We start from the raw sequence: 23,426 nt of genomic DNA on the forward strand, positions 1-23,426 counted from the left end.
AGAAGATCGTTCCACCCCGTTTTTACAACGGGGTGTTGATAACGAGACAGAACGGAACGCCGCGTTGACGGGGCGTCACCGGAGCATTCCGCTCTGTGATCCAGGCGGCCAAAAGGCCGTAACAGACACAGGACATTTATGCTTATTTCCAAACCGACTCTTTTAAATGATGTTTCCAATGCAGAGAGCCTGCTGGTCAGTAATCCCCGATTGTGGAACTGGCGACAAGGCCATCTGAACGAAGCTGTCGCGCCCGCGACGTATTACGAAGCATCGCTTGCCCCCTGGAACCGCTTTGAGCCTCTGCAAGCCGACACGCAATGTGATGTGCTGGTAGTGGGTGGTGGCTTGCTGGGTGCCTCTACCGCCTTGCACCTGGCCCGCTCTGGCCTGGACGTGGTGCTGGTAGAAAAAGACAGTATTGGCTCTGCCGCTTCAGGCCGAAACGGTGGTCAGTTGACTCCCGGCCTGGCCCGTTGGGAAGCCGCAGACATGATTGCGCATCTGCCTTTGGATGAAGCTCGCCGCTTATGGCGCTTCGCGTCGCATGAAGCTATGGATCTGCTCGATCAGATTGCTCAGGATTACGAACTGGATTTTGATCGGCGTCGTGGTCATTTAACGGCTGCCATTCACGCAGGCCATATGGGAGCATTGGTAGAGGGGGCGGATGCCCGCCGCTATCTGGGCGATACCAGCGTGGAAGTTGTGGGTAGCTACGAGCTGGAGCAGGAAATCCGCTCGCCCTTATATCATGGTGCCGTGGTGGATACCTTGGGTGGTCAACTGCATCCTTTGGCGCTACTGCGCGGACTGGTTTACGGCCTGGTTCAGCACGGCGGTCGAGTTTACGAAGGCAGCCCGGTCGAGGAAATCGAGCAGACGGAAAAGGGCGCTTTGGCTATCACCCCCGGTGGCACGATTCTGGCCCGTCAGGCCTTGGTGCTGGCCGTGCATGATACGACTTCGCAGTTCTTGCCGACACAATCCAATACCACTGTCCCGTTCTATACCTATGTGGGTGTGACTGAACCTTTGGGGTGTCCAGTCAGCGAGTTGCTGCCAACAGACCGTGCGGTGTATGACACGCAATTCCAGATCGATTATTACCGCGCCGTGCGTCAAAACCGCCTGTTGTTTGGCGGGCAGGGTACGGGCACCAGTTGGTCCCCCGAACGTATCAATGACTACCTGCTGGATCGTATCCAGACGGTTTTCCCACAGCTGGAGCAGGTGCAGCTGGACTTTTCCTGGAGCGGGATCAGTGATTTCACCTTGAACGGGGCAACCGACTCGCGCAAGACCGAGGATGCGGTACCTGTGTACATGGTGCATGGCTGGAGTGGTCACGGCGTGGCGCAAACCGTGCGTATTGGTAAAGCCATTAGTGACGACGTCATGGGTCGCAACGAGGACTTTGCCATGCTGACGGATATTACCCATCGCAGCATTCCCCTGGGCCATCAGTTATCCGGCCTGGCGATCCCTGTGGTCAAGGCAGCCATTGGCATGATGAGTGCGGTGAATCCCGGTCGTCTGGTGTCTTTCTAAATACGTTTTCAAGCCCTTGCTTAGCAGCGCTGACTAGGGCAAGCCCTTACTTGTTTTCGATCCTGATTGTTTTACATTGTGATTTCCTATTTGTATTGGCTTCAATATTTTAGGTTCATAAGAATTTTCAGTATCATAAAAACAAGGGACAGATATGCAGAAAGGGCTTGTTCGTACAGGGGTTACGGCCGCTGGTTTGATCTTGGGTTTGGCGGGGGCACCGGCCCACGCGCAGGTGCAGTCGGTAGAGGTGATGCGTGACAGCTATGGTGTGCCGCACGTCTTTGCCGACAGCCACTATGGCTTGTATTACGGCTATGGTTATGCGGTCGCCCAAGACCGTCTGTTCCAGATGGATATGGCGCGCCGCTCCTTTGTAGGCACAACAGCCGCCGTTCTGGGCCCTGGCGAGCAGGATGTCTACGTCAAGTACGACATGCAGGTGCGACAGAACTTCACCCCTGCCTCTATTCAGCGGCAGATTGCAGCCTTGTCCAAAGATGAGCGCGATATTTTCCGTGGCTATGCCGATGGCTATAACGCTTATCTGGAGCAGGTGCGCCGTCGTCCAGAACTGCTGCCTAAAGAATACATAGACTTTGATTTCCAACCCGAGCCGCTGACCGACTTTGATGTGGTCATGATCTGGGTGGGCTCCATGGCCAATCGCTTTTCCGACACGAATCTGGAAGTGACGGCACTGGCCATGCGTCAGTCTCTGGAAAAACAGCACGGCCCGGAACGTGGCCGCGCCTTGTTTGATGAACTGCTGTGGATCAATGACACAACAGCCCCCACCACCGTTCCGGCACCTGCTGCCGAGCGCAAGCCAAAGGCGCAAGCAGGGACGCAGAATCTGGCTCATGTTTCTTCACAAGTGCTGGCTGCCGAGCTGGAGCGTCAGGACAAGCATTGGGGTGGCCGTGGCCCGGACTTTGCACCTAAAGCCAGTAATCTGTGGAGCACCCGCCCCGAGCTCGTTCAGGATGGTTCTACGGTTCTGATCAACGGCCCGCAGTTTGGCTGGTACAACCCGGCTTACACCTACGGTATTGGCCTGCACGGCGCGGGCTTTGATGTGGTGGGCAATACGCCTTTTGCTTATCCGATTGTTCTGTTCGGTACCAACAGCGAGATTGCCTGGGGGGCGACTGCTGGTCCCCAGGACGTGGTGGATATGTATCAGGAGAAACTGAACCCGGCGCGCGCCGATCAGTACTGGTTCAATAATGCCTGGCGCACGATGGAGCAGCGCAAGGAGCGTATCCAGGTACGCGGTCAGGCTGATCGTGAAATGACGATCTGGCGCACCGTACACGGCCCCGTGATGCAGTTTGATTACGATCAGGGCACGGCTTACAGCAAGAAACGCAGCTGGGATGGTTATGAGGTGCAGTCCTTGCTGGCTTGGCTGAATGTGGCCAAGGCGCGCAACTGGACGGAGTTTCTGGATCAGGCCAGCAAGATGGCGATTTCCATTAACTGGTACTACGCCGACAAGCACGGCAATATCGGCTATGTCTCTCCTGCTTTCTTGCCCCAGCGTCCTGCCAATCAGGACATCCGCGTGCCAGCCAAAGGGGACGGCAGCATGGAGTGGCAGGGCATCAAGAGTTTTGACGCGATTCCTAAAGCCTACAATCCGCCGCAAGGCTATCTGGTCAACTGGAATAACAAGCCCGCGTCGGATAAAACTAATACGGATACTTACTACTGGACCTATGGCGACCGCATGAACGAGCTGGCCAGCCAGTATCAGCAGAAAGATGTGTTCAGCGTGCAGGAGATCTGGGCGTTCAACAAGAAGGCGTCCTACAGCGATGTGAACTGGCGCTACTTTCGTCCGCATCTGGAAAAGCTGGCGCAAAGTCTACCTGCCAATGACGCTGGTCAGGCGGCGTTGACGACTTTGCTGGCCTGGGATGGTATGGAACGCGATAAAGCTGGGCAAAATGCTGGACCAGCTCGGGTGCTGTTCAAGACATGGCTGGAAGAAATGTACAAACAGGTCCTGATGCCGGTGGTGCCTGAATCGCATCGCGCCATGTATAGCCAGACCGGTTTTGCCACGCAGCAAGGCCCCAACCCCGGTTCGATCAACTTGAGCATGGGCACCAAGGTTCTGTTGCGTGCTTTGGCGCTGGAAGCCCATCCTGATCCCAAGCGTGTGAATGTCTTTGGCGAGCGCTCGTCTCAAGACGTCATGCACACAGCTTTGCAAAATGCGCAGGCCCGCTTGAGCCAGGAGCAGGGTGCCCAGATGGAGCGCTGGACCATGCCGACCTCAGTGCATCGCTTCAGTGACAAGAACTTCACGGGAACGCCGCAAACGATGTTGGGCAACACCTTTGCTTTTACCGGCTATCAGAACCGTGGCACGGAAAACAACCGTGTGGTGTTTGATGCCCAGGGCGTGGAGTTTTGCGATGCCATGCCACCCGGGCAAAGCGGTTTCACCGACCGTAATGGTGTGCGCAGCCCGCATTACGAGGATCAGCTGAAGTTGTACGAGAACTTTGAGTGCAAGACCATGGATGTGACGCATACGGACATTCGTCGTAATGCGCAAACCAGCACGATGCTGTTGATTCAGCCGCAGCCTTAACGTCGAGTGCGGCACCTGCACTTTGAGGCGGTGCCGCTTTTTTGATCGTTGCTGGAGGCTTTAGCTGGCCAGGAGATGTAGCCCGAAGTTGTAAATTAGTAAAGATAGCCTGTCAGTATCAGGAGCGAAGCTGAGCATGAAGTCCAAGCTGCAAATCCGGGCAGGATCGGAAGTGGGTTGAAGCGATATAAATGTATTGACTCAGGTTGATCTGACAGACGCTGGCAGATCTATTGGGCAGAAAACGACCCAAAGCGGTCATTTAATAGGAGAAACCACAAGCTGTTTTGTAGCAGAAGCGGTCGTCCGGCGCATGGCCGCGACCGGCTGGCTCAGGCAGATTAGCTTCAGTTAGCTAAAAAAGAGTAATGACAGTTGTTAGTGAAAAGCCTTTATCCAAAAAGCGAGAGCGTTGCTCGTTCAAGACGTCATCGCGTCTTTAGGAATCAAAAGTCTGTTCGCTTTTGACATTCTCAACAGGACTTTCGATGCAAACTCCGGAGGGTACTTGTCTTGACCTGTTGAGAAGAGAATCTGAAATGGCTTGTCATTGGGATTCTCTAGCTCTGCAATCTTTCGAATAACCTTCACGAGTCCATCGAAGTCGATACCGGCAGTTTCAGGTGTGTCAATCAATAGGAGACGCGGGAATGGAATTTCCGAAATCAACGACAACTGCAACAAGCTGAGGTAGTAGAGAAAACGCTTAGGAACCATAGCGCTGTGCTCTCGGTACTTCCCTCCGTCGATAAGAGGCAAGTACGTCTCAGGGTCGATGGATGCACTTCGACAATCAGCAACGGCCGACGTCATGAAGTCGTTATAGATTTTGTTGAAGGCGGTAAGCTGAGTCTCAAGTTCCGTCTTTGATTCTGCATCCAGACGCTTCACATTATTCTTCGCGGTAAAGAGAAGGGCCGTCTTATTATTGAGCTTGGCTTGAAGTCCAACTAGCTTGCTTTCGAGCCTCAGCGCCTCTTTTGCCTTGGCCAACTTCTCACGCGCCTCCAAAATTTTTTCGTCGAGTTCCTCGATAACTTTCTCGACTTTATAGGGGCTAGCGCCAGCTTCAGCGATTCGTGCCCGCTTTGCGGAAAGTTTGTCCATGACCCTGTTGCGCTCATCTATCGTGCTGGCGTGCTCATCTCTAACGCCAGACATCGCCAATCGCAAGGTGGACAGTGCACTGGTCTTTCCCTTCAAAATCTCCAAGTACTCCGCAGGGCTGTAGAAGAACCGCTGATAGTCCTGCTCCTCAACACGTTCTCCGCAAACACAGTGACCGGGTGTCCGTATGACGTCATTCAAGCAATAAGGGCATGTGTCGCGAGAGAAAAGATTCAGTTGACTATGAGCATAGATAACCTTGTTGATTCGCAGAATGTCGGCTTCAAGTGAACGCTCAACATCAACCAGGCGACCAGCTTCGCGAGCCAATTGCTCTCGCTGCTCGTCAATGACACGCCGCTGCCCTTCAAGCTCAACGACCTGCTGTAGCTCTGCATCCAGAGCTTGCTGCGCTTGTTCGTCACCCAACTGCCCACGGGAAAACGCCCTGCGTGATTCAAGCAGTGCAGAAATTTGGTCATTGAGCTCGTGAGTTTGCGCCGTCCATGCCTCAGCATTCGAGGTCTCACTGATTCCACTAGCGCGGAGCAAATGCCCAACGATGTCTTGGTACTCTTGGTGCACCGACTTCGCGGCTTGAAAATCTCTCTCTGCATTCTTCTGGGCACCTATCGCCTCGTAGAGCTCCAGCAAGGTCTTGCCCACCAGAATCTGGAAGATTGCACGACGAATCTCTAAGGAGTCGGACAAAAAGCTCCCCACGTCTGCCGGCTTATAAATACCGTTTGGGTCCGAGTTCTGGTTGTGATAAATCAGCCGAGCTAGGTCGGTGAAATTTAGCTTGAACTGTCTCCCTCCCTGAACGATGTCGACGACAGGAATGTTCAACTTCTCCAACAACCAGTCAGAAAAAATTTTCGCGTCATCGCGTCGGAATAGCGGATAGGTATCAGCTTGCACTTCGGCCGTGACCCCATCTACCTCCGGAGCGGCCTTGATTACGGTGATGTTGTTGTCACCAAAGCGCCGATTGAGGGTGAAGAGCTCTTCATCGATGCCAATGACGAGACGAACGAGGTTGTTCGTGTCATTCACAATCTCCGTGTGTGGCTCTTTCGCGTCGGAGCTAAACTCTTCGACCCTTCCCCCCAGCCCGTAGTAAATAAGATTAAAGAAGGTCGACTTACCTCCGCCGTTCTCCGCGGCGATGAAGGTGACACCGTCCCCAAACGTAGGTGACTCAAAGCTGTACTGATCACCGATGTATTCAACCTTCCTGATGCTCAGGAAACCCATACGCTAACCCCTCTCTCCCTGTACAGGTGTGACAGCAGAGTGTCCAATGTAAATCTCGATAGACGAGGCAGAAGCCTCTTCAACGTTTCAGCGTTAGTTCGCTCTTCAGCGAATTGGTCACTCTTGAAAAAGTCCTTTGGTAAGGCTTTGCTTGTTAAGGTGATGGCGAGCTCCTCGACTCTTCCTGCTCGCTGTATCGTTAGGAAGCCCTTCCGCTCCAACGAGAAAAGTATCTTGAAGACCTCTCGCTTATGAAGTTCTGCATTGGCATAGCTAGAGAAGAGAAGTTCGCGGTCAACCATGTTGGCGACGCCGGTTTCCTGTGTCCTCTCCAACAAATCGACCAGTCGTGAGTCTCCTAAGAACTGGATTAAGTAGGCAATCTTCCTATGGTCCGCCACCCTCTTGGACGGCCCCCCTAGGAACTCAAGAACCAAGAGGATGGAATAAGCTACAAAGTAGAAGTCTTCACCAGAGATGAAGAACAACGGGCGTTTGCTCTTGTGTGGTCCCTTGGGGGGGCCTGCCGGCGAATGTTCATTACTACTCATCAGCTTGGACCTCATCGAAGGCTAAGTAGCAGTCGTCAAACAAGGTAAGCACGGCTCCCTTAATCGACTGAGCGTCACGTAAGCCATACTGATAGCGACCTCGTAAGGAAGCGACATGCTGGTCGGCAAGCTTCACCAACTCCTCAATCATGTCTTGCACCTGCCTCTGAGTGAACGCGGAAGCCTCAGAGCTACTTGCCAGCAGGGGCTCTTCACATACGTCCAAAATTCTGCGAAGAAGCGCCTTCATTTCTTTTTCCTCATGTGCCCCTACGTTTCTCGCGAGGCTACAAGTTCGTGCGTATACCTTCAGTAATTTAGGACTGAAATCAGGACAAACGGCCGTGATTTTCTCGGTCAGGTTTCTGAACTCAGGCTGCTCAACATCGTCCCAATCGTCCCAGGCAGGGTCAACTGTCAGCACGTTAGTTGAGGGAGCGAAGAGGATGTCACTGAAAATAGTTTTTAGAGTGTCTGTGCTGAGCAGTCTGTCAGTAACAGATTTCGCACCAGACCTTTTTTCGAGCTCATTGAGTAGAGTCGAAAGAATGAACCGCTCGAGGCCGGTATGGCGGTGGGTGTAGAACTTGCATGTTCTGACTAAGTGGAGTGCTGCTGTCTCTAGGCTTTCATTGGTTTCATCATTCAGTGACCACTCAATTGACTTGATGAAGGCTGAGAAATTGGCCAGAGGCATTGCCTCCAGCATGGCTCCATACCCCTTTTTTTGGGCGTCTTTGTACTGCTTGAGGTACTCAGTCCGAACTATCGCAAATGCAATTTTGCTCTCTTCTGCATCCAGGTCAAAACCCAGCGTGAGGTTCTGAAGGATGTCATAGAATTTCTGCTTTTTTTCGAAACCGAGACTGGATCGAAACTCAGCAGAGATACGTTCTTGAGCGACTTCTGCAGAGGCGTAAACACCTAGCTTTAAGTCTCCTGAGCCTTGGAACGCGAAGTATAGGTCCAAGAAGGCGACCATGGTGTTCTTCATGGCCTCAGAATTGAAGCTGATGCGTGAACCGTAATATTTGTTCTCTTCACCATTGACGAGGGCTTCACTACTGCCGTCAAACAGCACAGAGTCCTCAAGAAGCTCCATTGCACAAAGGACTTGCCCGCCATTGCTAGCCTGCACTCGTTCTAGAAAACGAATTGCCGCACGTAGCTTCTGAAAACGAAAGCCTTTCGTCTTATCGCCAGCCTCCCGATTAATGTGCTCGGCACTTGTGGAGCATGTTTCCTCTGTCATTACCCTTACCAAATGATTTGATTTGTATATTTATCTAAATCTACTTAGTACATCGGTCGAGACTACGTCTTGGTCAGCCCCTAAAAAGCACATGCGAGCGGCAAGTCAACAAATTGCATCCGAGCCATCATCTCCATCGATTTACTGAATTTGCATCGAATCGCATTTCCTAAATCGCGTCCGACCTTTGGTAACTGCTCAATCACTGTCACTTAATGACTGCTCTTGGCCGGACAGCGACAATCTGGATAGATGCGCTGTCCGATTGTAAGCAAACCTCACGTTTCTGTCTGCTCTGCCATTTCCAGCGCATCGTCGACTTCGATGCCAAGGTATCGCACTGTGCTCTCCAACTTGGTATGTCCAAGAAGGAGTTGGACGGCCCGAAGGTTCTTCGTTCGCTGGTAGATAAGCGTCGCCTTGGTTCGACGCATAGTGTGCGTGCCATATGTCCCAGGGTCTAAACCGATCGATTTGACCCAACCGACAACGATGCGTGCATACTGCCGCGTAGACAGGTGCGGCGATTTTGTTATCTTGCTTGGAAATAAGTAGTTGTCTGGAGCAAGACTCGCCAGATCAATCCACGCTGCCACCGACTGTCGCGTCAATTCAGTGATCTCGAATTGCACACGATGTGTCTTGCGCTGCATGACGATAGCTCGTGGGTAGATGATCTTCCCTTGTGAAATATCGCAAACGCGCAAGCTGACTAAATCGCAGCCACGTAATTTACTGTCGATGACTAGGTTGAAAAGCGCCAGATCCCGCACTTTTTCAGCTAGCTGTAGCCGTATGCGGATCGCCCAGATTTCTTTCAGCTTCAACGGAGCCTTTTGGCCAACAAGCCTCCCCTTGTTCCAAGGAAAGAACGGTTTTGCTTCATTGATATCCGGTTTCATGGGGTTCTCCTTCGATGAAAGGAGCCCTCATTGTCGTCAACGAACAGTATGCTTTCGACCCGAGGCGGACGTTGAGTCGCTCCCACCATAATTGGCGGCTCTTGCGCCAACAACTGTCAGTGTCCCGGACGTAAAGTCACCCCGCCTCAACGGCTAAGGTGGGCCGGAGCAGCAACGGCGGCTCGTCTACAAAGATTAAGTTAATTTATACTATTGGCCAATCTGCGGTTTATCAAATTCTACTAATGCCAAAGCCATCGAATACTCTTGCGTTGATTCCAGGTGCACGTCTCAGCAGCCGCATGCGCGAGCAATTGGAACTTGAGGTCGTTTCCACGTCCGCACGGCTTCAACTGACGAGGCTCTTACGTAAGAGTGTGAAATCAGACAGCGCTAATGATGATGCGCATCAGATCGAACTCATCCGGCAAAACAAGGTTGTCAACATCGTGAACAACGCTGTCGGTAAGCCAATCTACACTCTCGAGCTTTCGGACTGGGACTACCTTCCGGCCGAGTACGCTTGGCATAACGGTGAAATGGAGGTTGCGATGCGGCGACCCGACACCGCGACGCTCGCTGAAATCCTTGCGGACCTGATCGAGGAAACTAACATCCAATCGACAGACGTCAATCGGATCCTAAAGGCAGACGGGTGCGGCTTTCGCATATCTCTAAAAGACGACGACGCACGGATCGTAATAGCTAAGGTTACGGAGCTGCCAGACCAACCAGTCGGATCGGAAAAGTACGTAAACATCCGCAAACTTGTTGAGCGCATGGACAGGGCCATGCAAGATAAGGATTGGTCGCTAGTGCTTCACACTGGAGCGTCAATTTTTGAGACTCTCGCCAAGCAAGTTGTGCCAAACCCTAACGTACAAAACCAGAGTCTCGGAGGTTGGTTCAGCCAGTATCGCAACCATTCGAAACTGGCCACACCGCTACTTGATGTCATGGAGGGCATTTTTAAACGCCGCAACATAGAGCCTCTCGCGGGCCACGGTTCCGCAAGTGACCCTTCCATCACTCAACAAGAAGCGATTCAAATTCGTGAACTCGCGATTGTCCTCGTTCGCTTAGAGCGAGCTCTTACCGAAACGACGGTCGGTGCCCATAGTTAATCCTATTTTTCGCTCGCGTTAAACCTGCGTTCCGCATACGACTTGAGATGTGACCGCCTGCGCTTGAATCGCCTTATGCCAGAGGTGTCGGCATGATTGCTATCAACTTGACGGCTAAAGGCTTGATGTCTAACGTCCATTCGGCATTCGAGTGGCGCTGGACGCACGCAGTTAGATCCGTCGTCAGTGGCGGCTGCCGTGCCCGCGAAACCGACCCTGTGCGACTTCCAGCATGTTTTGGAAACGGCGCAATAGGCAACGTTCATAGGTGTGCGTCGAGTGGCCGCTTTCTCGGTGGATGAGACGTTTGAACGTTTGAGCGACGGTCCCGGCGAACGGCGCTTCCTGGCCGAAAGCAGAAGTTCCAGTCCTAACCCTAACGCAACTGACAAAACACGTCAGATCAAATCTGAGTTGATACCTATAAAAAAAGCCGCTCCTAAAACAGGAGCGGCTTTTTCTGCTTCCAGTCGAAGCTCTTATCAGCCTGGAATGCGATCCAGAATACGCTTTGCTTCGATACGAACACGCTCGGGGGCGGTGCCACCGATGTGTTTGCGCGAAGCAACCGAGCCTTCCAGAGTCAACACGCCAAAAATGTCCGACTCGATACGGCTGTCGAATTTCTGCAGCTGTTCCAGCTTCAGATCAGCCAGATCGCAACCCAGTTGCTCGCACTCACGCACGGCCAAGGCCACGGTTTCGTGGGCATCACGGAAAGGCAGGCCTTTCTTGACCAGGTAGTCGGCCAGATCAGTAGCAGTCGCAAAACCTTGCAGCGCTGCGGCGCGCATGGCTTCTGGCTTGACCTTGATGCCCGAGATCAGGTCTACAAAAATGGTCAGGGTGTCGCGAATGGTATCAGCCGAATCGAACAGACCTTCCTTGTCTTCCTGGTTGTCCTTGTTGTAGGCCAGTGGTTGGCCTTTCATCAAGGTCAGCAAGGCGATCAGGTGACCATTGACGCGACCGGTCTTGCCACGGGCCAGCTCGGGAACGTCGGGGTTTTTCTTTTGCGGCATGATGGAGCTGCCGGTGCAAAAGCGGTCGGCCAGATCGATAAAGCCTACGCGTGGGCTCATCCACAGCACCAGCTCCTCGGAGAAGCGGGAAATGTGCGTCATGATCAGGGCGGCAGCGGCGCAGAATTCGATGGCGAAGTCGCGGTCCGACACAGCGTCCAGCGAGTTGCGGCACACATCGTCAAAATCCAGCAGCTTGGCAACCATTTCACGGTCGATCGGGTAGCTGGTGCCGGCCAGTGCGGCCGCGCCCAATGGCAGGCGGTTCACGCGTTTGCGGCAGTCTTGCAGACGCTCGGCATCGCGCTGGAACATTTCGGCGTAGGCCAGCAAATGGTGGCCAAAAGTAACGGGCTGTGCCACTTGCAGGTGGGTGAAACCGGGCAAAATAGTGTCTGCCTGAGCCAGTGCCAATTCAGCCAGCTTGCGCTGCATCTGGGCCAGCAGGTCCAGGGCAATGTCGATTTCGTTGCGCAGCCACAGGCGGATATCGGTGGCGACCTGGTCATTGCGCGAACGGCCGGTGTGCAGGCGCTTGCCCGCATCGCCAATCAGCTCGACCAGACGTTTTTCAATGTTCAGGTGCACGTCTTCCAGATCCAGCAACCACTGGAACTGGCCTTGGGCGATTTCGTCCAGAATCTGGCTCATGCCGCGCTCGATGTCGGCCTTGTCCTGCTCGGTGATCACACCGACGGCAGCCAGCATGCTGGCGTGGGCCAGGGAACCCTGAATATCAAAGCGGGCCATGCGCTTGTCAAAGTCCACCGACGCTGTGTAGCGTTTGACGAGGTCAGAGACGGGCTCGGAAAAGCGAGCCGACCAGGCCATGGCCTTATTGGCGAACTGGTCTTGGGAAGAGGAGGGGGTGTTTGATGACATAGAGGGCAATTATAGTGGATCGGACGGGCTGACGCAGGTCATCCAGTCCCGCAGGAAACAGACGCTGTGCAGTATATTAGATAGTTTTCAGACTCTAGGAAACCATGCGGGCCCTTTTTGGGGTTGGCTGGACAAGGAAGAATACATGGAGCAAGAACGCACCTTTGCCGATTTGTTGGGATGGCAATGGATCGAAGCGTATTTACCGCAGGATCGCTGGGTACAGATTTTGGCCGGTTTGGCCATGCTGACGGTGCTGGTCTGGATTGTCAGCTGGTTGACCAGTTCCGTACTCTCACGCCTGGTGCGGCGCTTGCTGAAAGTGGCGGGCAAGGACGATTGGGCGCGTGCCCTGGTCAAAAAGCGCTTTGTGCGCAATGTGGGCTATGCCGTGCCCTTGCTGGTGGTCAGCTCCAATCTGACCTTGCTGCCCCTGGCCAAGACCTTGCTGGAAATCATAGAGCGGGTGGCCTTGCTGGGCTTTCTGGTCTTTCTCATCATGGCGATTGTCAGCCTCCTGGGGGCCTGGCAAGAGGTCTACGCCAATTCCAGCAAGGGGCGCACCAAGTCCATCAAGGGCTATGTGGAAGTGGCCAAGATAGCGGTGTGGGCGATTGGCATTATTGTCATGATCTCCATCATTCTGGATCAATCGCCTGTTCTGCTGCTCTCCGGTTTGGGTGCACTGTCGGCGGTGCTCTTGCTGGTCTTTAAAGACACTTTGCTGTCGCTGGTGGCCAGCACGCAGATGAGCACCAATGACATGTTGCGCATCGGCGACTGGATCGAAATGAAGCAGGCCGGGGCGGATGGTTTTGTCATTGATATGGCGCTGCACACGGTCAAGGTCCAGAACTGGGACAAGACCGTCACCACCATTCCCACCTACAAGCTGTTCTCCGAGAGCTATCGCAACTGGCGTCAGATGTTTGAGTCAGGCGGCCGCCGTATCAAGCGCACGTTGAGCGTTGATGCCTCCAGCGTTCGTTTTTTGACGCCGACTGAAGTCGATAGCCTGTCGCGCTTTGCCTTGCTGCGCGATTACCTGAACGAGAAAAAAGAAGATCTGGAGCGTTCCAATCAGGAATTGAGCCGTGCCGGTCTGGATGCGGTCAATTACCGCCGCCTGACCAATCTGGGTACCTTCCGTGCCTATTGCATGGCGTATATCAAGCGCCATCCTGAAATCCATCAGGACATGATTCAGATGGTGCGCATGATGGAGCCCACGGCGGACGGTATTCCTATCGAGGTGTATTGCTTTACCAATAAAACCGCCTGGGTGGACCACGAGCGCATCCAGGGCGATATTTTTGACCACATTCTGGCTGTGCTGCCTGAGCTTGGCTTGCGTCTGTTCCAGTCGCCTACCGGTCGCGACTTGAGCCTGGGCTTGAGTCTGGCAGCAGAAAGTCATCGTCCGTCCTTGCCGGGCGCTGCCAAAGATCCTCTTTAAATTTGACGTGCGAGTAACCATGAAACAAATTACGGCCATCATCAAACCCTTCAAGCTGGATGAAGTTCGCGAAGCCCTGGCAGAGCTGGACGTTAACGGCTTGACCGTGACTGAAGTGAAAGGCTTTGGTCGCCAAAAGGGGCATACCGAGCTGTACCGCGGTGCCGAATATGTGGTGGATTTTCTGCCCAAGATTCGTGTGGACATCGTGGTGGCAGCTGATCGCTGTGACGCGATTATCGAAGCCATTATCAAAGCCGCCCATACGGGCAAAATTGGCGACGGCAAGATTTTCGTGACGCCGGTCGAGCAGGCTATCCGTATCCGTACTTCGGAGAGCGGTCGCGACGCCTTGTAAGGGGGTCGCAGTTGGGCTGGTTTGGACAGTAGTTATGGCAGGACAAGCTGATGCGATATGAAAAACTAGGGTCGGCACCACGTGTTTCGCGTGTAGGCCAAGGCAGTTGGTATGTGGAGCAGGCTGATTGGGCGCAGAGCGTGGCCGCGTTTCAGGCCGGGCTGGACGCGGGCATGAACCATATCGACACCGCCGAGATGTATGGCGATGGTCAGGCAGAAACCTTGATCGGTCAGGCCCTGCAAGGTCGTCGGCACGAGGCGTTTCTGGTGTCCAAGGTCTTGCCCTTCAATGCCAGCCGTCAGGGTGTAATCCGCGCTTGCGAGGCCAGCCTGAAGCGTCTGGGCACGGACTATCTGGATCTGTACTTATTGCATTGGCCCGGCCAGATTCCTTTGGAAGAAACCTGCGCAGCCTTTGACCAGCTGGTTCAGCAAGGCAAGATCAAGCAATGGGGCGTCAGCAATTTTGATGTGCCGGATCTGGAAGAGCTGTATGACATCGTTGGGCCGGGTGAAATTGCCTGCAATCAGGTCTTGTATCACCTGAACGAGCGTGCCATTGAACACGCAGTCATGCCCTGGTGTCAGCAGCATCAAGTCAGCGTGGTGGCTTACAGTCCTTTCGGTCACGATGATTTTCCCGAGCCGGACTCTCAAGGCGGGGCCTTGCTGGCCGAGATTGCCAGCCATTATCAGGCTACTGCGCGGCAAGTGGCTTTGGCTTTTTTGCTGCGTGACCCCAATGTGTTTGTGATTCCCAAGGCCTCGCGCGCGGTTCATGCCCAGCAAAATGCCGCCGCCGGGGATCTGGTGCTGCAGCCCGAGCATATTCAGGCATTGGACGCTCAGTTTCCTCGCGGCCCTAAGCCTGCTTATTTACCGATGATTTGAACGCAAGAGGAACGGCCTCCAAGCCTTGGATTTCATCCAGGCTTGGGGGCCGTTTTTCACGAGCCCTTGCTTTGCCTAACTGGCGAAGTAGGGCTGACGCTTATTCTTGAAGTACAACCAGGCCAAAGCCAGCATGACTACCGCCGAGATCGGCAGCGTCCAGGTATTGACCCCATACCAGCCATACACGGCCAGCACGCGGCCCGAGGTGAAGGAGGACAAGGCCACACAGGTAAAGATGATGAAGTCATTCAAAGCCTGCACACGGCCACGCTCTTCGGGGCGGTAGCAGTCCACCACCATATTGGTGGCACCGATGAAACCGAAGTTCCAGCCCAGACCCAGCAAAATCAGGCTCACCCAGAAATGCGGCACCGTCATGCCCAGCAGCGCCACAATGCTGGCCAGTCCCAGCAAGAGCACGCCCGCAAAGGTGACGGGGATCTTGCCAAAGCGCTTGATCAGATTGCCGGTAAAGAAGCTGGGGCCGAACATGGCCAGAATATGCCACTGAATCCCCAAGGTGGACTCTTTCAGGCTATGGCCGTGCATCACCATGGCCAAGGGCGAAGCCGTCATCAAAAAGTTCATCAGCACATAGGAAGCGACTCCGGCCAGGAGCGCAATGATGAAGTAGCTATTGGAGGCAATCTCGCGTAAGGGGCGTCCGGTGTAGGGGATTTTCTCTTGCTGATTCCGTGTGCCCGGTGCCAGGCGCAGGCCAAAGGCGAAGGGCAGGACCAGGGCTGCCAAGACTGCTTGTGCCAGGAAGGCGGCGGCAAAAGGGTGCTCCGGCCAAATGTCCTGGGTATGGATAATGGTCTGGGTGGCGATAATCGCGCCCAGCAGCCCCCCGGCCATGACCCAGGAAATGGCCTTGGGGCGGAAGGCATCACTGGCGTCATCGGCCGCGGCAAAACGATAGCTTTGTACGTAAGAGGCATACAGCCCGGCCAGCAGAGTGCCCACACAGAACATGACAAAGGACAGGCTGTAGATCCCGGCGGCGGCCAGCAGGCCCGCCCCTATGCCCAGCAAGGCACCGATGATATAGCCACCCTGGCGCCCCAAGCGGCGCATCAGGTAGGCCGCTGGCAAAATGCCCACAGCCAGACCCAGGTTGAAAATACCTACCGGCAAGGTCGCCAGGTCCGGGCTGCTGGCCATTTTTTGGCCCACCAGACTGCTGAGTGCGACCACCAAGGCCGGGTTTGCCCCGCCTAATGCTTGCATCCCGGAAAGAATAAAGGCGTTGCGTCGGCTTGGATCGGCTTGCGTGGACATGGTCTGGTTCTGTATATAACTTTGTTTTATTAGCTAATGCTGAATTTGAGCTAAACCAGTGTAGCACCGCGTGCCCAGAAGGCTGGCATAAAGGATTCGGCCACCAGGAGGGGGTGACCGTGCCGCCAGAAGACGGAGCAGCGCGACAGAATCTGCTGAGCCTGCGGAACCGGCTCGCCACTGGGATTCAGGGCGCGCTCAATCGTGCGAAAAAAGCTCATGCCGCGATTCAAACGGCAGCTTAAAAAGGCGGAACGTTGTATCTGGGCATCGTTATAAAGCATGTCGGCCAGCGGACGGCTACGCAGCCGCCGTATGCCTTGCCAGACGCTGTGTGAGGCGGGCAGGGGAGTGAAACTGCGGGCAATCACGCAGCGGATTCCGTCCACCGCCATGGACACCTCGCGTATCCAGGCCAGCGTGCCTGGCGGCTTTTGAATCAAAGCGGCTTCTTGCGGGTTCAAGCGGCAAGCGTATTCGCTGACCACTTCCAGATCGACCTTGCCCAAGCGGCGCAGACCGCCAGTCAGGGCACCGGGACGGTGTAGCCAGTACTTTTGAGCGGGGGTAGCAGAGGGGTGAACGTGCTCATGCCAGGGTTTTTTTGTGCTGGAGGGAAATTTCATGTCCTGTATTATCGCCAAAGCCATAAAATAGCGCTCATGGAAAAAGAACGTATCTCAAAATTAATGGCCCAGCGCGGCATGTGTTCACGCCGTGAGGCGGATGCTTTCATCGAGCGCGGCTGGGTTCGTGTGGACGGTCAAATCGTCTCTGAACTGGGGAGCAAAGCCTACCCCAATCAGAAAATCACACTGGAAAAACAAGCGCGTCAGCGTCAGACCCAACGTGCCACTATCTTGCTGCACAAGCCCGTGGGCTATGTGTCGGGGCAAGCCGAAGCCGGTTATCGCAATGCGGTTTCCCTTATCGGCGCTTCCACGCAGTACAAGGGTGGTCGCGGCAGTCAACGCTTTGATCCGGCGCATTTGCGCGGTCTGGCGCCGGCTGGTCGTCTGGATATCGACTCCACCGGATTGCTGATTCTGACTCAGGATGGTCGTATTGCGCGGCAGATTATTGGCGAAGACTCGGTCATCGACAAGGAATATCTGGTGCGTGTAACCGGCAAGTTGAGCGAGCGTGGTCTGGAACTGCTGAACTTTGGTTTGAGCCTGGACGGCAAGCCCTTGCTGCCGGCTCAAGTGTCCTGGCAGAACGATGACCAGCTGCGTTTCATCTTGCGCGAAGGCAAGAAACGCCAGATTCGCCGCATGTGTGAACTGGTCGGCTTGAAAGTGGTGGGTCTGAAGCGCGTGCGTATTGGCGATCTGGTGCTGGGCGACCTGCCTATGGGCCAGTGGCGCTACATGAAAGAATCCGAGAGCCTGGCCTAAAGGCAAAGGGGCGGCTTACAGCCCCGAGTGACGAAGTTGAAAGCTGGCCTTGTCATCCTGGGCCAGCGTTTTTGTTAACCACGGCATGCTTTGTTCCAGAGCTTTGAGCAGCGTCCAGGGAGGATTGCTGATGAACAGGCCACTGCCATGCAAACCCAAACCATTTTTGGCCGGAGCACGAACCGACAGGCTGACATGCAGCCAGGGCGTATCCAGTTGCTCCAGCTTGCGTTGCAAGGCTTGTACTTCGGGCCGCTGCACAATGGGATACCACACGATAATACAGGCTTGAGCAAAACGCTTGAGCGCGTTTTTGACGCTGTTCAAGACCTGCTGGTAGTCGGATTTGGCCTCGTACGAGGGGTCCATTACCACGATGGCACGTCGCGAGGGCGGCGGTAGCAGGCGTCCCAACTGTTCAAACCCATTTTCCGGATACAGGCGCACCCGACGGTTTCCCTGGGGGAATAGTTGCGCCACGTTGTCGCTCAAGACTTCGAATTCAGATGGGTGCAGTTCAAAGCCGTGAAAGCTGTCCTGCGTGCGCAAGCGCTCCAGCGCCAGCCAGGGCGAACCGGGATAGTAGCGCGCGGTACCGTCCGGGTTCAGGTCGGCAATGGCATCAATATAGTGTTCCACCAGCTCCGGGTAGTCGTCCTGCTGCAAGACCCGGTCCAGGCCGTCGTAGAACTCGCCCTTGGTTTGCGCCCAGTCGTGCTCCAGATCATAGATACCGGCACCACAGTGGGTATCGATGATGCTGAAAGCGCTGTCTTTTTGAGCGTAGTAATTAAAGATATGCAGCAAGGTGGCGTGCTTGAGCACGTCTGCATGATTGCCAGCATGAAAGGCGTGACGGTAACTGAACAAGAGAAATCCTGGTGTTGCGGTTTAATTAAAGAGTGTCGGGGCGAATGGTGGTGACTTTATCAGTGAAAATGCCATTGCACCCCCAATCGAGCAGTTCGCGCACCCGCTCGGCATCGTTCACGGTCCAGACAGCCACGGTGTAGCCTTTTTGTCGAATTGCCTGAACCAAAGCCTGAGTGACAAAGCGGTCATTCAGATTCAGACCCATGCAGCCCAGACGCTCCAGACGTTCGGGCCAGTCGGCCGGAACATCTTCTTCAATCAGCAGGGCACGGGGCAGGGTGGGGGCGGCTTGTTGGGCTGCTTCCAGAGCCTCTTCAGAAAAAGACGACAGCAGCGGCGGCAAGCTGGCCTGCGCCCACAAGGCTTGGGCGGCCAGGGCGACCAGTCGGCCCGTTTCGGCTTCGTCCCCGGTAGTCGGCTTGATTTCGATATTGCTGTGAACCTGATTGGCCAGGGTGAAGGCGGCTATCGAACTTAATGTGGGCATGGGCTCCCCGGCGTAGGCCGAGGAATGCCAGGCACCGAAGTCCAGGGCGGACAGCTCGGCCAAGGTTAGCCTGGAGGCAATACCCTGACCATTGGAAGTACGGTCCAGCTCGTCATCGTGCAGCAGCACGGGAACCGCATCACGGCTCAGTTTGACGTCGTACTCCATCATGCGAAAACCGTTCTGGGCACCGACCCGAATGGCGGCCAGGGTGTTCTCCGGGGCAATCTTGCCGGCGCCACGGTGGGCGATCAAAGCAGGGTAGGGCCAGTGATGATTCATTGAAGACATGGCGGACTCGCAAGAGGCGTGATAAAAAGCCAATGTACTATTTTAACCGGGGCTGTACACTGTACGGTTTTCATATACGGTATATTTTCAGGCCGAGCCGGCTCACCGGCCTGATGCGCCACCCGCAGCGCCCTGCTGCAAGCGAAAGTAGGTGATGATTAATGTTCGAGATTATCCGTAAGAACCAACGCGTCATGCAGCTGGTCCTGTTAGTGTTGATTTTGCCGTCTTTTGTACTGATCGGCGTCAGCGGCTACTCCAGCTACGTTTCGGGCGATAGCGATATTGTCAAAGTTGGCGATAGCGCCATTACGTCCCAGGAATTTGATCGTGCGCGCCGCATGCAGCTGGACGATATGCAGCGCAACAATCCTTCCGGTTTTGATCTGGCCCAGGCCGACAGCCTGGAAAGCCGTCGTGCATTGCTGGAATCCTTGATTGATCAGCGTGTACAAATCGAAGTGGCTACTGCCGCTCGCTTTAACGTCTCCGACATTGCGCTGCGCGACTACATCGCCACTATGCCGGAATTTCAGGAAAACGGTTCTTTCTCGCCCGCCCTTTACAGCCAGGTTCTGGCTTCGGCTGGCATCAATACCCGTGATTTCGAGCAAAGCCAGCGCGGTCAGATGGCCCTGCAACGCGTGCTCGGTCCCGTGGCTGCCAGCTCCTCCATGCTGCCCAGCGTGATGAACAAGTTGGAAATCGCCCTGACCGAAGAGCGTGGTGTACGCACACGCAGCTTCCTGACCCGTGATTTCGAATCCAAGGTTCAGATCAGCGATGCCGATCTGCAAGCCTGGTATGACGCCAACAAGCAATCGCTGGAACTGCCCCAGCAAGTCAAAGTGGAATACCTGCTGCTGAATGAAGCAGCGGCCTCCAAAGATCTGGCGACACCTACCGACGATCAGCTCAAGCAATACTACGAGCAAAACAAGGCTCGTTACGTGCAAGCTGGCCGTGTGAACATCAGTCACATTCTGGTGACATTGCCTGCCGGTGCCTCCGATACCGAACGTGAAGCGGCCCAGACCAAGGCTCGCGAACTGGCTGAAAAAGCCCAGGCCAATAAAGAAGGCTTTGCCGACCTGGCCCGTGCCAACTCCCAGGACGAGGGTAGCGCCCGTGAAGGTGGCGAACTGGGCTGGATCAGCAAAGGCTCCTGGCCGTCCGTGCTGGAAAGCGCTGTATTTGCCTTGAAAAAAGGTGATGTGTCGGGCGTGATTGAAGGCCCCAACGGTTTCCACATTTTCAAGAGTAACGAAGTTCAGCCCGAACAAGGCGAGTCCTTCGAGCAAGCTCGCAGCAAGGTGCAGGACGAAGTGCGCAAGCAGCTGGCTTCCGAGCGCTTTGCCGATATGGCCAGCAAGCTGACCAATCTGGTTTACGACAACGAGGACAATCTGGAAGCCGCCGCCAATGCCTTGGGCCTGACTCTGAAGCAGGCTGAAGGCATCAGCCGCCAAGGTTTGATTCCTGCTTCGCAAGTTGAAGGTGAGCTGGCTGCCGCCAAGAGCCCTGATGCAGCCGTGCTGGATGACAGCCGTGTTCGCCAAGCCTTGTTCAATGCCGAAACTCTGGCTTCGCGCAAGAATGCAGGCGTTGTAGAAGTATCGCCTGACACCTTGATTGCCCTGCGCGTCACCGACGTCACCGAGGCTCATGTGCCTGCACTGGATAAAGTACGCACTATTGCTGAGGAAAACCTGCGCCGTGAAAAAGCGGCTGCCTTGGCGGTTCAGGCCGGTGAGGACTACCTGAAGCAGCTGCAAGCGGGTGCCGAACCTGAGAACTTCTCGGCCCAGTTTGCCGTGAGCCGTGCGGAATTCCCCGAGATGGACGAAGCCTTGCTGAACAAGGTTCTGGCCAACCCCGTGGACAAGCTGCCTGCCTATGTGGGTGATCGCCAACCCCAGGGCTACACCGTGGTGCAGATTCTGAGCCATGAGCCCGGCAAGTCCGGCAACCCTGGGCTGGACATGCTGACAGCACAGTTGACCCAAGCCATGGCCCGCACGGAGACTCAAGCCGTTCTGCAAGCCATGCGTGTGGAAGAGAAGGTTCAGATTCTGCCAGAAGCAGAAAAAGAGTTGACCTCCACAGGTGAAAATGAATAAAGCGGCTTGAATCAGAGCCTGTAACCCTGGAGCCAGCAGGCTCCAGGGGTGTTTTTCAAAGAGCATTCTGATGAATCACACTGATATTTCCCTGGTACGGCGGCGCCTTTTAGGCGCCGCAACTGTTTGGGGCCTGACGGCACCGTACTTGGCCTATGCTGCACCTGGTCAGGGCACTTTTATCGAACGCACCTTGCATCGCCCTGTGCCGGGCGGGGTGGCAGTGCTGGACCTGGGAGCGGGTGGCTCAGCGCCGGTGGTGCACTTTAATGGCAACCGTGTGCTAGTGATTCAGGATGCTGATCAGCGTTGGAAAGCGATTGTCGGACTGGACTTGAAAACCCAAGCAGGCCAGTACAGCATATCCGTGCAAGGACAGTCGGGCGTAGCGTTTCAGGTTGGCAGCAAGCGTTACCGCGAGCAGCGCATCACCCTGAAAAACAAGTCGCATGTGAATCCGGACCCGCAGCAGCAAGCCCGTTTTAAGCGTGAATACGAGGAGCAGATGCAGGCATATGCCAGCTTCCGCACAGAAGGCCCCAGCAATGTGGTCTTTGAAAAGCCGGTACCGGGTCGCCTGACCAGTCCTTTTGGTTTGCGCCGTTTCTTCAATGGTGAAGAGCGTAATCCACATTCGGGCCTGGACTTTGCCGCGCCTACCGGCACGGCAGTAAAAGTGCCCGCTGACGGGATCGTCACCATTGTGGCGGATTACTTCTTTAACGGTAAAACCGTATTTGTGGATCATGGTCAGGGCCTGATCACCATGTTTTGTCACTTGTCGGCTTTTGATGTGCGCGTAGGTGATCGTGTCAGCAGGGGCGATGTGGTGGCGCGTTCCGGCGCAACGGGCCGTGCGACTGGCCCTCATTTGCACTGGAATGTCAGTCTGAATAACGCACGGGTGGACCCCGCCATCTTTATTGGTGCATTCCAGGCCTAGGCAAGGCCTGCAAGGTTTTTCATGATCATCGGTTCGGCATATCGACGGGGCTTGCGAGACAGCGCCTCAATCGCCCTGGGCTATGTCCCCGTTGCGATTTCCTTTGGCTTGACTGCTGTGCACGCAGGCTTGTCGCCCTGGCTGGCAGTCATGGTGTCCCTGATCGTGTACGCGGGAGCCAGTCAGTTTATTTTGATCAGTCTGCTGGTGGCAGGTGCCGCCTATCCCAGCATTTTGGGTATTGTGCTGCTCATGAACCTGCGCCATGTGTTCTATGGCCCAACCTTGATGGGCTTTTTTACCGGCCCAAGAACTGTCTCCAGTCTGTTCATGGCTCCTGGCCTGACCGATGAGGTCTTTGCCGCTTCTGCAGCCGGAGTAGCCCGCCAACCGGCCCAGGAGCAGGAGTCCTGGTACTGCGGCTTGCAACTGGGCTCTTACCTGTCCTGGGTGCTGGGCACCGCCGTGGGGGCCTTCTTCGCCAGCGATTTGCTCGGTCAATCTCCCGTGCTGGAAAAGACGCTGGGTTTTGTCTTGCCCGCCTTGTTCTTTGCCCTGTTGCTGGAAATCCGCCGATCTGCACCTTTGCCGGTGTTGGTGGCTGCCGCTGTAGGGGCTGTTCTGGCCATGGCTTTCTTGCCAGCATATCTGGCGATTATTGTCGGCATGCTGGCCGGTGGTTTGATGGCCCTGCGCCGCGCTTAAGGAGTGGAGATGGATTGGAGTTTTCTGCTCATGATTGTGCTGGCGGGTCTGGGCACATTTTTGATTCGTTACTTGCCCTTGCGTCTGGGTGGACGACAAGGCAAGGTGGACCCCAGCCGCGTTTCGATCTGGCCACGCCTGTTTGGGGCCATTGGCCCGGCAGGTGTGGTGTCCTTGCTGGTTGTGTCCCTGATCTCTTTGCTGCGCCCTGAACATATGTCCCTGGACTTGCCGCCTTTGCTGGCAGGTCTGGCAGGGGTGCTGCTGGGCCGTCGCTGGCCAGGTGGCATTGCGGGTTCAACACTGACTGGCGTGCTGGCCTATGGCCTGTGCGTGGCTTACGTGGGTGTGTAAGTCGCTTGTCTC

The 23,426-nt window shown here is 55.1% G+C and carries 20 protein-coding genes; 11 read left to right on the forward strand and 9 right to left on the reverse strand.

Annotated features, from left to right (window positions below; genetic code table 11):
- The first annotated feature begins 138 nt into the window (after positions 1-138).
- Both MID00_RS16900 and MID00_RS16905 read left to right on the forward strand, forming a co-directional pair.
- Positions 139-1,551, forward strand: coding sequence for an FAD-binding oxidoreductase (locus MID00_RS16900; protein WP_254499159.1), 1,413 nt, complete (start codon positions 139-141; stop codon positions 1,549-1,551).
- Between the two features lie 154 nt (positions 1,552-1,705).
- On the forward strand, positions 1,706-4,156 hold the full coding sequence (locus tag MID00_RS16905) for a penicillin G acylase (RefSeq protein ID WP_254499160.1): 2,451 nt from the start codon (positions 1,706-1,708) through the stop codon (positions 4,154-4,156).
- Between the two features lie 420 nt (positions 4,157-4,576).
- Here MID00_RS16905 and MID00_RS16910 read toward each other — a convergent pair whose 3' ends face one another.
- The 4 genes from MID00_RS16910 to MID00_RS16925 form a co-directional block, all read right to left on the reverse strand.
- A complete protein-coding gene (locus MID00_RS16910; RefSeq protein ID WP_254499161.1) occupies positions 4,577-6,520 on the reverse strand; it encodes an AAA family ATPase in 1,944 nt (647 codons plus the stop codon).
- Positions 6,508-7,071: a hypothetical protein gene (locus MID00_RS16915; protein ID WP_254499162.1), complete on the reverse strand. Its 564-nt coding sequence runs from the start codon at positions 7,069-7,071 to the stop codon at positions 6,508-6,510. Before MID00_RS16915 ends, MID00_RS16910 begins: the two co-directional genes overlap by 13 nt.
- Positions 7,064-8,323 (reverse strand): hypothetical protein, encoded by a 1,260-nt coding sequence (locus tag MID00_RS16920; RefSeq protein ID WP_254499163.1) that lies wholly within the window; start codon positions 8,321-8,323, stop codon positions 7,064-7,066. The genes MID00_RS16915 and MID00_RS16920 overlap by 8 nt, the downstream gene beginning before the upstream one ends.
- A gap of 278 nt (positions 8,324-8,601) precedes the next feature.
- Entirely contained in the window at positions 8,602-9,225 is a 624-nt protein-coding gene (locus MID00_RS16925) for a tyrosine-type recombinase/integrase (protein ID WP_254499164.1), read from the reverse strand.
- Between the two features lie 302 nt (positions 9,226-9,527).
- Here MID00_RS16925 and MID00_RS16930 point away from each other — a divergent pair, with 302 nt between their 5' ends.
- Positions 9,528-10,349 carry a hypothetical protein gene (locus tag MID00_RS16930; protein WP_254499165.1) on the forward strand — a complete coding sequence of 274 codons (822 nt, stop codon included), beginning with the start codon at positions 9,528-9,530 and terminating at the stop codon, positions 10,347-10,349.
- 482 nt (positions 10,350-10,831) lie between these two features.
- Here MID00_RS16930 and argH read toward each other — a convergent pair whose 3' ends face one another.
- Positions 10,832-12,253 carry an argininosuccinate lyase gene (gene argH / locus MID00_RS16935; RefSeq protein ID WP_254499166.1) on the reverse strand — a complete coding sequence of 474 codons (1,422 nt, stop codon included), beginning with the start codon at positions 12,251-12,253 and terminating at the stop codon, positions 10,832-10,834.
- A 145-nt stretch (positions 12,254-12,398) separates the two neighbouring features.
- Between argH and MID00_RS16940 the strand changes: the two genes are divergently transcribed.
- From MID00_RS16940 to MID00_RS16950, 3 genes are read left to right on the forward strand one after another with little or no spacing between them, the layout of a single operon-like run.
- Positions 12,399-13,709, forward strand: a complete 1,311-nt coding sequence (locus MID00_RS16940; RefSeq protein WP_060185150.1) for a mechanosensitive ion channel family protein — start codon at positions 12,399-12,401, stop codon at positions 13,707-13,709.
- A gap of 19 nt (positions 13,710-13,728) precedes the next feature.
- Complete coding sequence (locus MID00_RS16945; protein ID WP_003799650.1) at positions 13,729-14,067, forward strand: P-II family nitrogen regulator; 339 nt, start codon at positions 13,729-13,731, stop codon at positions 14,065-14,067.
- Positions 14,068-14,117: 50 nt separating this feature from the next.
- Positions 14,118-14,960, forward strand: a complete 843-nt coding sequence (locus MID00_RS16950; protein WP_254499167.1) for an aldo/keto reductase — start codon at positions 14,118-14,120, stop codon at positions 14,958-14,960.
- 75 nt (positions 14,961-15,035) lie between these two features.
- Here the strand turns inward: MID00_RS16950 and MID00_RS16955 are convergent, their stop codons facing one another.
- The gene (locus tag MID00_RS16955) at positions 15,036-16,244 is read right to left on the reverse strand and encodes an MFS transporter (protein WP_250755758.1); all 1,209 of its coding nucleotides are present in this window, start codon (positions 16,242-16,244) and stop codon (positions 15,036-15,038) included.
- Between the two features lie 50 nt (positions 16,245-16,294).
- Entirely contained in the window at positions 16,295-16,870 is a 576-nt protein-coding gene (locus MID00_RS16960; protein WP_254499168.1) for a chorismate lyase, read from the reverse strand.
- Positions 16,871-16,906: 36 nt separating this feature from the next.
- Between MID00_RS16960 and MID00_RS16965 the strand changes: the two genes are divergently transcribed.
- The gene (locus MID00_RS16965) at positions 16,907-17,641 is read left to right on the forward strand and encodes a pseudouridine synthase (protein ID WP_009457119.1); all 735 of its coding nucleotides are present in this window, start codon (positions 16,907-16,909) and stop codon (positions 17,639-17,641) included.
- 15 nt (positions 17,642-17,656) lie between these two features.
- Here the strand turns inward: MID00_RS16965 and MID00_RS16970 are convergent, their stop codons facing one another.
- Both MID00_RS16970 and ugpQ read right to left on the reverse strand, forming a co-directional pair.
- Positions 17,657-18,511 (reverse strand): 23S rRNA (adenine(2030)-N(6))-methyltransferase RlmJ, encoded by an 855-nt coding sequence (locus MID00_RS16970; protein WP_254499169.1) that lies wholly within the window; start codon positions 18,509-18,511, stop codon positions 17,657-17,659.
- 25 nt (positions 18,512-18,536) lie between these two features.
- Positions 18,537-19,283, reverse strand: coding sequence for a glycerophosphodiester phosphodiesterase (gene ugpQ, locus MID00_RS16975; RefSeq protein WP_009457115.1), 747 nt, complete (start codon positions 19,281-19,283; stop codon positions 18,537-18,539).
- 170 nt (positions 19,284-19,453) lie between these two features.
- Between ugpQ and MID00_RS16980 the strand changes: the two genes are divergently transcribed.
- The 4 genes from MID00_RS16980 (at position 19,454) to MID00_RS16995 (ending at position 23,414) form a co-directional block, all read left to right on the forward strand.
- The gene (locus MID00_RS16980; RefSeq protein ID WP_021446540.1) at positions 19,454-21,412 is read left to right on the forward strand and encodes a SurA N-terminal domain-containing protein; all 1,959 of its coding nucleotides are present in this window, start codon (positions 19,454-19,456) and stop codon (positions 21,410-21,412) included.
- 70 nt (positions 21,413-21,482) lie between these two features.
- Positions 21,483-22,355 (forward strand): M23 family metallopeptidase, encoded by an 873-nt coding sequence (locus tag MID00_RS16985; RefSeq protein ID WP_254499170.1) that lies wholly within the window; start codon positions 21,483-21,485, stop codon positions 22,353-22,355.
- Positions 22,356-22,376: 21 nt separating this feature from the next.
- Positions 22,377-23,060, forward strand: a complete 684-nt coding sequence (locus tag MID00_RS16990) for an AzlC family ABC transporter permease (protein ID WP_254499171.1) — start codon at positions 22,377-22,379, stop codon at positions 23,058-23,060.
- Between the two features lie 9 nt (positions 23,061-23,069).
- Positions 23,070-23,414, forward strand: a complete 345-nt coding sequence (locus tag MID00_RS16995) for an AzlD domain-containing protein (protein ID WP_009457110.1) — start codon at positions 23,070-23,072, stop codon at positions 23,412-23,414.
- Positions 23,415-23,426: the final 12 nt, after the last annotated feature.

Source organism: Alcaligenes sp. NLF5-7 (assembly GCF_024266725.1).
Lineage (GTDB): Bacteria > Pseudomonadota > Gammaproteobacteria > Burkholderiales > Burkholderiaceae_B > Alcaligenes > Alcaligenes phenolicus.